The 12,561-nt window shown below is 48.0% G+C and carries 8 protein-coding genes; 2 read left to right on the top strand and 6 right to left on the bottom strand.

Annotation, left to right across the window (positions count from 1 at the left end; all coding sequences use genetic code 11):
- Positions 1–29: 29 nt before the first annotated feature.
- Positions 30–1,190 (top strand): DUF1887 family protein, encoded by a 1,161-nt coding sequence (locus VV1_RS09745; RefSeq protein WP_011079953.1) that lies wholly within the window; start codon positions 30–32, stop codon positions 1,188–1,190.
- Positions 1,191–1,299: 109 nt separating this feature from the next.
- Here VV1_RS09745 and udp read toward each other — a convergent pair whose 3' ends face one another.
- The 3 genes from udp to VV1_RS09730 all read right to left on the bottom strand — a co-directional run bounded on the left by udp (position 1,300) and on the right by VV1_RS09730 (position 5,186).
- Positions 1,300–2,058: a uridine phosphorylase gene (gene udp, locus VV1_RS09740; protein ID WP_011079952.1), complete on the bottom strand. Its 759-nt coding sequence runs from the start codon at positions 2,056–2,058 to the stop codon at positions 1,300–1,302.
- A 251-nt stretch (positions 2,059–2,309) separates the two neighbouring features.
- The gene (locus tag VV1_RS09735; protein WP_043920959.1) at positions 2,310–4,622 is read right to left on the bottom strand and encodes a zinc/cadmium/mercury/lead-transporting ATPase; all 2,313 of its coding nucleotides are present in this window, start codon (positions 4,620–4,622) and stop codon (positions 2,310–2,312) included.
- A gap of 147 nt (positions 4,623–4,769) precedes the next feature.
- The gene (locus VV1_RS09730) at positions 4,770–5,186 is read right to left on the bottom strand and encodes a CBS domain-containing protein (protein ID WP_011079950.1); all 417 of its coding nucleotides are present in this window, start codon (positions 5,184–5,186) and stop codon (positions 4,770–4,772) included.
- A gap of 195 nt (positions 5,187–5,381) precedes the next feature.
- Here VV1_RS09730 and VV1_RS09725 point away from each other — a divergent pair, with 195 nt between their 5' ends.
- Positions 5,382–6,368: a sensor domain-containing diguanylate cyclase gene (locus tag VV1_RS09725; RefSeq protein ID WP_011079949.1), complete on the top strand. Its 987-nt coding sequence runs from the start codon at positions 5,382–5,384 to the stop codon at positions 6,366–6,368.
- Between the two features lie 114 nt (positions 6,369–6,482).
- Here VV1_RS09725 and VV1_RS09720 read toward each other — a convergent pair whose 3' ends face one another.
- The 3 genes from VV1_RS09720 to cadC all read right to left on the bottom strand — a co-directional run bounded on the left by VV1_RS09720 (position 6,483) and on the right by cadC (position 12,449).
- A complete protein-coding gene (locus VV1_RS09720; RefSeq protein WP_011079948.1) occupies positions 6,483–8,618 on the bottom strand; it encodes a lysine decarboxylase CadA in 2,136 nt (711 codons plus the stop codon).
- 113 nt (positions 8,619–8,731) lie between these two features.
- Positions 8,732–10,069, bottom strand: a complete 1,338-nt coding sequence (gene cadB, locus VV1_RS09715; protein WP_011079947.1) for a cadaverine/lysine antiporter — start codon at positions 10,067–10,069, stop codon at positions 8,732–8,734.
- Positions 10,070–10,874: 805 nt separating this feature from the next.
- Positions 10,875–12,449: a lysine decarboxylation/transport transcriptional activator CadC gene (cadC, locus tag VV1_RS09710; RefSeq protein WP_011079946.1), complete on the bottom strand. Its 1,575-nt coding sequence runs from the start codon at positions 12,447–12,449 to the stop codon at positions 10,875–10,877.
- Positions 12,450–12,561: the final 112 nt, after the last annotated feature.

Here is a 12,561-nt window from a genome sequence, read left to right as displayed (position 1 = left end):
TTTGCAAGCCGTACTGAGAAGGAAATGTTATGGCTGTACACGTTGGTATCATTGATCAGGACCCTGTCAGACTGGTGACTCCTCTCCTCGATCTGCGTACCGTCAGCACTCATATCGTGTTTATCGGTGATGAGTCTCAACGCGATATGTATCAAAGACTTCATTCTGTGCTTGCTCAGCGTGATATCACTTCCGAACTGTTTGTCATCCCCTCTGTCGTCGATACTCGTTTGATCAAACAATCTATTCAGGCCTTAGCTGAAGATCTCAAAAGCCGCGGGGAAGATGTCAAACTGAACGCCAGTTGTGGCCTGCGTCATCGCCTTCTTTCTGTTTATGAGGTATTCCGCACTTACCATTGGCCAATTTTTGTGGTTGAACCAAACAGCGACAAACTGTGCTGGCTCTATCCTGATGGCCGTGAAGACACTCAAGTACAAGACCGCATTACCGTTGCTGATTATCTCACTATCTTTGGTGCGCGCGGTGAGTTCAATGAGGTCGAACTGCCACCTCAACTTGACCAAAAATTGCATGAACTCGGCGAGCGTTGGGCCAGTCACGCTTTGGAATTAGGCCCTGGTTTGGCGACTTTAAACTATCTCGCTACGACATGCCGCAAAGAGCAAAAGCTGGATGTAGAGTTATCTGAAAAGCAGCAAGGCTATCGCGAGCTGAATATGCTGCTGGCAGATTTGGTGGAAGCGCAGATCGCCACTTACGAAAACGGCATTCTTACCTTTGCCAATGAAGACGCTCGTCGTTTCTCCAATGGCGAATGGTTAGAGACACTGGTTCACAGCACCGTCAAACAGATCCAAGATGACATGCCCACCATTCAAGACCACTCGCTCAATGTTCAGGTCTATCGTCAACTTGGTGAGCGCGAAGTGCGTAATGAGCTTGATGTCGCCTCTGTGGTTAACAATAAACTGCACATCATTGAATGTAAGACGAAGGGCATGCGTGATGACGGCGACGATACGCTTTATAAGCTTGAATCACTGCGTGACCTACTCGGTGGCCTACAAGCAAGAGCCATGTTGGTAAGCTTCCGTCCACTGCGTCACAACGATATTACCCGTGCAGAGGATCTTGGCTTAGCGCTGATCGGCCCTGATGAATTGAAAGATTTGAAAAAGCATCTCACAGAGTGGTTTGCACAAGCAGGTGGTAGCGACGGGATCTAATTCCCGTCTTGCTTGGAGGGGCTTAAAAGACCAATTGTTTTTTCAACCGACAAACAAAAACCCCGAAGCGATTGCCTCGGGGTTTCTTCATTCAATCAGTGCAATGTGATTACAGCATTTTACGTGCAGACTCGACAACCACTTTGATAGAGCGAGCTTCCGTCTCTTTTAGCGTCGCGTGATCTGGGATCTCTTTTTGTGTACGGTTGATGATAACACCCGCAACACAACCCGCGCGTAGACCAGAGCTTGCACACATGGTCAACAACGTCGCTGATTCCATTTCAAAGTTCAGTACGCCCATGTCCTGCCACTCTTTCATTGAGCCTTGGAAACGGCTCACTACGCGCCCCGTAAAGGTATCGTAACGCTCTTGACCTGGGTAGAAGGTATCACTTGACGCAGTAACACCAGTGTGAACCGTTGCACCACTCTCTTGTGCTGCCGCTTTCATTGCCGTTGCCACGTCGAAGTCAGCTACTGCAGGGAACTCCATTGGCGCAAAGTGCAAGCTCGCACCATCTAGACGAACAGAGCCTGTCGTGACGATCATGTCACCCACGTTAACATGCGGCTGGATCGCACCCGTTGTACCAACACGTAGGAAAGTACGCACACCCAGTTGAGCCAACTCTTCAACCGCAATAGAAGTAGAAGGACCGCCGATACCCGTTGAACAAACAACCACTGGTTTGCCATCTAGCTCTGCACGGTACAAGGTGTACTCACGATGGCTAGCTAGAAATACTGGGTTTTCCATTTCTTCAGCAATTTTTTGTACACGCGCAGGATCACCTGGGATGATCGCTAGCGTTGCACCGTTAAGATCTGCTTCAGTAACACCTAAGTGGAAAACAGCTTGAGACATAAGTCACTCCTTATTGCGGCTTACTTGAAAATAAGCTCAGATAAATTTGTAGGGGTCTAAAAATGCACTTTACTCAACCTCCCCACAACTTGGAGTGATCAGAGTCACAATGAAAGAATGTAACAAAAACTTATTACTTAGAAAAACCGGTTTGCATCACACTTTGTCTGCAATTTTCAGCCAAATTGCATAAGAAATGCCAACAAAAAGCCCGCATCATAAATGCGGGCTCTATAGATTCACACTGTCTATTATTCATTTGAGGAACGGAATCGTAACAATCGCAGTGCGTTTAGTGTGACCAATGCCGTTGCGCCACTGTCCGCTAATACCGCCACCCATAACCCGGTGATGCCAAGCAAGCTGGTGACAAGAAACACCCCTTTTAGACCCAATGACAACGCGACATTTTGACGGATGATGCTCATTGTGGCGCGTGAGAGCTCTATCATGCTTGGCAACTCAACCAAGCGATTATGCGTAAGCGCAGCATCCGCCGTTTCAAGGGCGACGTCGGTTCCTCCGCCCATGGCGATACCAATACTCGCCGCTTTCATGGCAGGCGCATCGTTGATGCCATCTCCAACCATGGCAACGGTCTTGCTTGCGGCAAACTGCTCCACATAGTGGACTTTGTCTGCTGGCAATAAGCTCGCTTGGTAATCAATGCCAATCTGCTGAGCAATGGCTTGAGCACTGCGAGGGTTATCACCTGTCAACATCACCGCAGAAACGCCCAGTTTACCCAGCGCGACCACCGCTTGAGCTGCGTCTTTGCGCAATGTATCTTGCCATGCGATGAGCCCGATGGCCTCACTATCATGACGCACAATCACCACGGTTTTCCCTTGCCCTTCTAAGCGGACAATTTCTCTTTCTAGTTGCAAGGAGAGTGGAAATTGGGCTCGTGAAGGGGCCACCAGCTCCACGCTTTTACCATCAACGAAACCGGAAACGCCCGCCCCAACTTGAGCCATTTTGTCCGTTGCTTCCGCAATGGTGTAACCCAAACTCTCGGTGTGATTAATCAACGCAACCGCTAAAGGGTGACTCGAACCCACTTCCACCGCTGCGCTCAAACTCAACAAGGTTTCATCGTCATAGAGGAATGACACCACATCTGTCACTTGCGGTTTGCCTTGTGTAAGTGTGCCGGTTTTATCAAAGGCAACCGCTTCGACTTTACCAAGCTGTTCTAACGCCGCGCCACCTTTGATCAAGGCGCCACGTTTGGCTGCCGCAGCAAGGCCAGAAGTAATTGCTGCCGGCGTTGAGATCACCAAAGCACAAGGACAAGCAATCAGTAGCAAAGCCAAACCGCGATACACCCACGTTTCCCAAGGCTGGGCGAAGAACATTGGCGGTACGACGATCACGGCCAACGACACCAACATCATTAATGGTGTGTACCAACGGCTGAATTTGTCTAAGAAACGCTCCAGTGGTGCTTTGCGCGATTCCGCCTCTTCGATGAGATGCAAAATACGATCTATCGCATTTTCACCTTGTTTTGAGGTGACTTCGATGCGCACGACTTTATCGACAGCCACCACACCCGCCATCAGCTTCGCACCAGAGGTATGCTCTGCGGGCACCGATTCTCCCGTCAACGCACTTTCATCAAAACTGGCCGTTAGCGTAAGGAGCAAGCCATCCGCAGGCAAACGAGAACCGGGCGCAATTTCAACCACATCACCTGGCATCAACTCACTTGCCGCCACTTCTACTCGTTGACCATCGACAATTTTAATGCTGTTTTCCGGCACTAAGGCCATTAACGCTTGAACGCCACTTCTTGCTCTTGAGGCGGCGTACGCTTCCAATTTCTCACCAATTAAAAACAGCAGTAAAACCATGGCCGCTTCCACGCTTTCACCAAGATAAAGTGCACCAATGGCCGCCACGCTCATCAGCGTCTCAATGGCGAAAGGGGTTCCGCTGCGAGCAAGGCGCACGGCTTTCTTCGCCACAGGGTATAAACCCGCCAAACAGGTTAGAACAAATAAACCATTACTTAACGGTTCGGAAACCGTCGCCAATAGAGCGGCGATAGCCATGGAAAAGGCAATGGCTAAAATGTGCCAGTTGGCGTAAACAAAACCGAGCCAACCTTGAGGTTGAGGCGCCGTAGTTGCCTTCGCTGCCGATGAACCAACGAGCGTAATTGGAAAACCTGTTTTTGCCGCGACTTGTTCAATCTCTGCCATTAATGACGTAGAAGCGAAATCCACCACCAACTTCTCGGTGGCAAACAACACTTTCGCCTGCTGAACTCCGGCCACACCCAAGACGGCTTTTTCCAATTTCTGAGCGCAAGACGGGCAATCCATACCGGAGATGAGCCAACTTTGTCGCTCCGACGCGCTTTGAGCTAAGGGGGCCTCTCGCCGCTCACTCTCTTCATTCGGATCTGAGCTTGAGCACGCATCTGAGCTGCAACAACTGTCTGCTACCGATGAAATTGCGGTCATTTTGCTAGCGGCTAAGCTCGGGCTGCAGCTCGATACCGCAGCCGGTTTGGCAATGATTTTATTTGACTGACAAGCAGTATGTTTTGAGCACATAACATTTTCCTTATTGGTGAGTACAGCGTAAGCATAAACCTTAGAGTCAGCTCCAAGGTCAAGCGTTATTTCACTCCGCAAGGAATCGGCTATAAAAGTAAGCCCTCGTTAGAGGGCTCATCGTAAGAAGGAAGGTTAAGATGAAGGTTAAACCGGATGTTTGAAGCAATCATCGAGGCTTTGGCCAATCGCTTTTAACACATCGCGACGGGTGATCACCCCAACCAATTTTTTGTTGTCGACCACCGGATACATTTTCGGTTTGCCGACTTTCATCATGTCGGCCAGTTCGATGATCGACATATCAGACGAAACCGATAACACATCACTGTGCATGCACTCACCAACGGTGTACGAATCTTGGCAGTGATAACTGGCTTTCACCAGTTTATCCAGCAAGTCTTGCTCTGAAAGGAAACCTATCACTTCTTCTTTTTCATTGATCACCGGACCACCCATGACCACGCTTTTCATGACTTTGTTCAATGCGGCACTTAAAGACATGTCAACTGTGAAGGTGACGGCTTGTAGGGTCATGTAATCTTTTACTTTGAGTGAGTTCATCGCGTGCTCCTTTGCGGTGTCATTTTGCCCTTTCTTTAAGTGTCGTCTAATTTCTTGTTTTTACTAAATAGGAATCGGCAATTTTCTTTATTGGCCTCACCTATCAATGATTAGATCGAGCTTGTACTACAAATAAGACAAATATTTTGTTCCCCGTCACGCGGCGCTCACACTATTGAGCTATAAGTTAATGAAATGGTAGGAGTACGCTGCATGGTAGAACAGTCCATTTTTTCGCGTGTTATCGCCAACAACCCGGCGGTCATTCACCACATTTTTGATGCGCTTCCTGAACCAACCTTCTTAATCAATGGCGATGGCTATTACATTGAGGCTTGGGGTGGTACCGACACTTCTCGTCACCACGACCCAGCCAATGTGATTGGCTTAAATCAGTTCGAAGTGCTCCCTCACGATAAAGCTCGATGGTTTTCTGACGTGATCGCGCAAGTGATCGAATCCCAAGCTCCACAAGAGTTGGAGTACGCGCTGCATCCGAAAGATCTCAACTGTTTTGAAGGTGTCGCGGGGCCGACTGAGTTGCAATATTTTAGTGCCTTTGTCATTCCGGTATTTGGAGAAAACAAGGTGCTGTGGACCGTGCGCAACATCACTGAATACAAAACGGCGCTGCAGAAACTGGAACGGCAACAACTGGAGTTGGAGAAACTCTCCTGCCTTGATCATTTAACTCAACTCTACAATCGCTATGCACTTGAAGTGCACCTTCCTAGCGCCATTGCCAATACCGCACAATCTGGCAAAAGTGCCGCGCTCTTTATGGTTGATATTGATTGTTTTAAAGATCTCAACGACACCTATGGTCATCTTACTGGCGACAAAGCATTACGCATGGTCTCGCTGGCGCTAAAAAACTGGAGTGGTCACAATGGCATTTGCTTTCGTTATGGCGGCGATGAGTTCTTGGTTTTCATCCAAGATATTTCGCAAGAGGAATGCCAGTCTAGGGCGCATTCACTGCAACAGTCGATTCAGAAACTGGCCATTCCTAATCAACATTCTCATGTGGCCGACACCCTAACCCTCACCATCGGCATTCAGTTTTATCCCAGCCTAACGGGCGATAGCCAAGACCTCGAGCAGTTTATTTCCAAAGCGGATAAAGCGCTGTTTAACGCCAAAAACACCCAACGAGGCACCGTTCACTTCCTCTCTCATTAATCGTTGGGATCTGCCGTGCAAAAAAAAAGAGAGCCATTTGTTTGGCTCTCTTTGGGTCACGCGTCTATTGGGGTAGTCACGTTGCGTTAAATCATTGACCTAATTTCAGGCAAATCAGTCTTTCAGTACTTTTACGGTGTAACGGCCATCTTTTTGGCGGTATAGGCCGTGGATGTCGGTCTCGAAGCCTGGGTAATGTGCGCCGATTTCACACAACATTTCCAAGAAATCCAGTACTGGACGAGAGCTTTCTGTCACCACTTCACCTGGTAGCACTAGAGGCACACCTGGAGGGTAAGGAAGGATCATGTTGGCACTCACGCGGCCCACCATATCATTCAGCAAGATCTCTTCGGTTTGACCACGAAGCTCTTGTTGCCAAGCTGCGTGTGGCGTGACTTTCATCTCTGGTAGCACATCGAACGCTTTGTACATCAATTCTGGTAGACGATACTTACGAGTCAGATCGTGAATGCCTTGTGCCAGCTCTTGAATACGCATGCCTTCGTAGAACGCAGGATCTTCACGGTACAGCGCAGGCAGCATGGTGCGAATCGTTAGGTTCAGATCGTAACCACGTTTGAACTCAGTCAAACCACGTAGCAATTGCATCGCTTTTGATTTGTCGATACCAATTGAGAACAAGAACAACAAGTTGTAAGGGCCTGTTTTTTCTACCACAATGCCACGTTCATCAAGATATTTCGCCACCAATGAAGCAGGAATACCACTGGTTTCCAACTCACCATCTTTGCTCATTCCAGGAGTCAGCAAAGTGATTTTGATTGGGTCAAGATACATGTGGTCATCGTCCATGTTCTTGAAGCCATGCCAGTCTTGGTTAGGGTCAAGTTTCCAGCATTCGGTTGTCTCAATGTTCTCTGGTTGCCAAACATCGAAGAACCAACCGTCACTTTCACCTTTTAAGCGTTTGATCTCTTTACGGAAACGAATCGCACGGTCGATTGAATCTTGCATCAACTTACGGCCCGTGTTACCACGCATCATTGCCGCCGCGGTTTCTGTTGATGCCACAATGCCGTATTGAGGCGAGGTGGAAGTGTGCATCATAAAGGCTTCGTTGAACGACTCACGGTCAAATTCACCTTTTACGTGAATCATTGACGCTTGCGAGAACGCCGCCAACAGTTTGTGAGTGGATTGTGTTTCGTAGAACACTTTGCCTGGCATCGCTTCGCCACTCATGCCGCATTTGCCTTCGTAAATACGGTTGAAGTTAGTGTAAGGCACCCACGCACTATCAAAGTGGATGTGTTTACAGTCGAGAGACTCTTTGATGAATTGTGTGTTGTACAACAAACCATCGTAAGTTGAGTTGGTAATCACCGCGTAGCTTGGCGCGCTCGCACCTGGTGTTTTAGCCACTTTTTCTGCGATCACTTCACGGCTGAATTCACTTTGTGGAATACCACCAAGAATGCCGTAAGCGTTACGGGTTGGGCGGAAGTAAATAGGTGTTACGTCCGTCATCATCATTAGGTGAGTCAATGATTTATGACAGTTACGGTCAACCAATACCGTGCTGCCCGCTGGCGCAGAGAACATGCCGACAATTTTGTTTGACGTCGAAGTACCGTTCGTCACGATGTACGATGCGTCAGCGTTGAACGTACGCGCAATGTACTCTTCCGCTTCTTTGTGTGGACCTGAATGGTCAAGCAGTGAGCCTAGCTCTGGCATAGAAATCGACACGTCCGCTTTGAAAGTATTTGGACCGTAGAAATCGTAGAAAATGCTGCCGACTGGGCTTTTTTGAAAAGCCGTACCACCCATGTGACCTGGAGTACAGAAGGTGTATTTGCCTTCTTCCACATATTTAAACAGCGCTTTGGTGAATGGTGGTGTAATTGCGTCTTTGTATTCTTGTGTCGCTTGGTTGATCTTGATGGCGATGTCGTCCGCCATGCCCAATGCGTATTCAAAGAAATGCACGTTTAGGCGTAGATCGGTAAGCGAAATATCCAGCGTTGATTGCTCGTTAGCAAACGCGTGTACTGGCAGTTTTTCGTTGATTTGGCTAATACGCTCACAAAGCTCAAGCGAGTATTTATCCCAGTCAAACAGCACACCACAAATGCGCGGGTTCATTTCGATCATCTTGATCAAATCTTTGTCATCCACTGGATAAACAACTTCATAACCGGCTTTTTCAAGTGCTGCATGCAATTGGCGAACTGGCTCTTCTTTAAAGAACACACCCATGTGGTTCAAGATAGCGAAAATATTCATTTGGACATCTCCAAGACGAAAAAGGGCGCTCTCTGTGATTAGTCACAGTGAGTAAGACGAGCGCCGTGATGAAATTAGGAAGCGCTGGCGTGGCAGTCCGCCAGCGGAATCAATCAGTGTTGAGCCGAAGCTTCTTCAGGATGGGCAGCCATGTATTGTGCCAAGCCTGTTTTCTTGCTGTAGAACATCAAGATGATGAGAGACATGATGAAGGTTGCGGTGAGGGTTGAACCTTCTGCACCTGCTAGGGCAACCATACAGAACAAGCTAGCAATGCCCGAGAACAACATCACGAATGTATTGCGAGTTGTCATACCTTCGAAGCGAATCAAGTTAATGCTTGAGTAGAAGTAAGGCAGCATGGTGAGTAGTACTGCGTCAGTGGTTAATTGGTTAAACATGTCTGAAGCGTGCGCGGTTTCTGAGCTAAAGAACATCAGTACCAACATCAACATCGTCATCATGCTAGACGCGATAACCAAACCTTTCTTAGGCACGCCGTTTTTGTCGGTTTCACCAAACACTTTAGGGAAGTTACCGTCGTTTGCGGCACGTTTACCCGCTTCGCTCACCAACATCATCCAAGAGCCAAGAGAGGTGAAACACGCCAACGCAGTAAACGCAGAGACAAATGGCGCAGTCCAACTACCGAACAGTTCAGTGGTCGCCAACGCAAATGGTGCACCTGATGCAGCCACTTCAGAAGCTGGGAACATACCGCTGATCATTTGAGTAGACAGCACGTAAATCACACCGGCAATCGCAGTACCTAGCATAGTCGCAAGTGGTACTGTGCGTTTTGGGTTCTCAACCATACCTGATGATACCGCCGCAGATTCCACACCCACGAAAGACCATAGACAGATAAGTACCGCAGTGATGATCGCATGGCCATCGCTACCTGCAGAAACGTTCCAGTTTTGGCTGTAAATAGCGCTGTCGAAGTGCGTCCAACCAAAGAGCGCTGTACCTAATACTGGAACCAAAATCAGTACCAAACCAACGGTACAGAGTCGGCTTACCCAGCTACCACCGAGCAAGTTAACCAGCGTGAACACCCAAACAGAAGCGATGGTCGCAAGGCCTGCTGGAATTGGGTCATTCAGTACTGGGAAGAAAACCGATAAGTAAGAAACACCGGTAATGGCAATGGCTAAGTTGCCAATCCAGTTCGCGTGGTAGTAAAGCACGCCCGTTTGGAAACCAAACACTGGTGACACCTCACCTGCATACGCAATAGGGCCACCCTCTTGAGGGTTTTTGGTTGCCAAACGAGCAAACACGAATGCCAGGCTCAATGCACCAACAATACAAATCGCCCAACTAAAAATAGAGATAGAACCTACACTCGCCAGTGTAGAAGGAAGTAAGGCAATACCACTGCCCATCATGTTACCAGCCACGACACCTGTACAGGCAATTAGGCCGATTTTCTTAGTATTAGATGACATAACATCTCCAACTCGATTCAACTTAAGTTACAAAACTCAAACGAATAAATAACCGCAACGCGAAGCAACCTTGTCGCTGCTCTTTTGATGTTATTAACGCGATAGAGAGAAAACTTTCTCCGTGACCCCGTTAATGTTCGAAGTGGAGATTACGCCCAAAGCAGATAAAAAAAATAAACTTACGATTATCAATAAAATGATGAGACAAAAATGAGTTTCTTGATATCAAGGTGATAAACACCCAATACATAAATCAACGTTTTCAGATAGTTAAGAAAAAACCTAAAAACATAAACTCATAGCAATAAAATTATCAACCTGCTCTTTCGTTAGCCATCAAGTCAATCAACTTGCCATTAAGGGGGAAGTTGATAATGCGTTGATATCGAATTTATCCAAGCCGAAATGCGAGGAAGCGAGGAAGCTAGGAAGCTAGGAAGCTAGGAAGCTAGGAAGCTAGGAAGCTAGGAAGCTAGGAAAAGAGTAAAAGAGTAAAAGAGTAAAAGAGTAAAATAGGAAAAGAATAAGAGAATATACCCAAACTACTTGGAGTTGCAGGTAGGCGGCAAGTGAGGTCATCCCCATGAACATAGACAGACTATGTGATTGGGCCGGGCTGGCGTGCCAGTGAACGAGCGTAGCCAACACCGCTGCAGCTTCAAGTAGAAAGGGTATAGACGATGGAACAAGACGTACAACTCACAATGAGGTTCATACGCAAAGAAGGGAAAGATAAGAAAATGAACCGCTCTCAGACGCAGCGATGTCTGAGAGCAAAGGTGAAAGGCAAACCCAAACTGGGTCGCTACATTAAACGCACCACCGAAGGATGCACTGAGCGATACATGGCGTAGTCAATCGATTTTAGATTCGATTGAAATACCAGCCTCTCACACAACAAATAGGTTTCTAGTGATGTGTCCATATAAAAAGCTTCGCTGTAACCATCACTGGCACCATCAAGATCACCACGCAATTCAGCGTGTTTTCCTTGCAGTACATAAGAGAGCACCGACTCACGCAATTGCTGCGCTTTGGCTAAATACCGCTCAGCCGAGGGCAGATCTTCATCCACCGTCGCTTGCAGCGCTAACGCTTCGTAAATTCTGGGTTGAACCACTGCGTCCAGTGCTTCACTGGCGCTTTGCAATTTGCTGCTCAGCAATAAAATGCGTTCTTGGTTTAACGTCGGCATGTCAGACAAGGCTTGCTGAACATGGTAAGCAATCAAGAGCTCCGCCTGAACGTAATGATTGTTCGGCTCTAAGTTAAGCACCTGTTCAAGCAAATCAATCCCCTTTTGTACCTGCTGTTGATCAGAGAGATTGAGGTAGTGATTCGCTCGCACATACAAGGCCAACGCCGCTGGCTGCTGAGGAAAATCCACCAACAAGATTTGCGCTTGTTGCTCTGCGTTTGGCAAACGTAACGCCTGCATAATGTCGACTTCCGCTCGGTGCAAAACCGACGCAAGATGCGAGGTGTCCAAAGGGTATTGGCGGCTAAACAACACCGCGCCCGAGGAGTTGTTTTTTAACTCCAGTTCAATAAAGGCGTGACCTTCTTTATCGCTCACTCGAACCATGATCGATTTACCGGGCAAAATGCCAGACGTAAACGCGGTTTTACTCAACATCACGCGATAGTCGGTCACTTGAGTGATGTCGGCCATCAGCTTCTGTGCAATACCATCGGCCAGATCGTGGCTTAACGCTTGGGCGTGATAGTCATCTTGAAACATGAATTCAATCAGATGAGTATCCACGACTTGCGTAATGCGCACTTGTGATTGTTTGATGGTAAAAAAGCCCATCGCAATGATCACCAAACCAATCCACAGCGCGTTGAATGCGTTCACACGCCAACGAGAGATATTGGGTCGATTCGGCTTTTTCTGTTGCTGACTGTGGCACATGGCGCGTGTGAGCGGCCCTGCTGGAAAAACCATTTCATTTGCGCTGGGGGCTTCTGGCACCGCGATTAATGGCTCGGTCATTGCTGGCTCCAACAATTCAACCTCGGCAGGTTCTGCCTGACGCAACAAATAAGGATTGGCCGTTAAACGCTCAACATTGGCCACCAGCTTGTAACCGCGCTTTGGTACGGTCACCACATAGCTGAGATTTTCTTCTCGCCCATCACGCAGTAATTTGCGGAGCTCAAAAATGGATTGCGTCACCACTTGGTCGGTGACAATGGCCCCATCCCAAACGTGCTGGATCAGTTCCTCGCGACCAAACACCTCTCCAACGTGTTCAGCAAGGAAATGCAGTAAATTTATTAGACGTGGCTCGACGGAGACTTCCCTATCTTGTCGATACAGCTTGTTCTCATCAATGCACAAAACCCAGTCATTGATTTGAAAATAGATTCCAATCATAGAACGCTCTTTGTATCAGGCAGATAGCATTGGATACAGAGAGGCTCTCTCACCCAATGAGGGCGAGATTATAAGCCCGATACGCCTGTTCACCTAAGAATGATAGCCGCGA

This window comes from Vibrio vulnificus CMCP6 (genome assembly GCF_000039765.1).
In the GTDB taxonomy this organism is placed as follows: Bacteria; Pseudomonadota; Gammaproteobacteria; order Enterobacterales; family Vibrionaceae; genus Vibrio; species Vibrio vulnificus_B.
The sequence above is the reverse complement of the archived record's forward strand: the minus strand, read 5'-3'. Positions and strand labels throughout refer to the sequence as shown.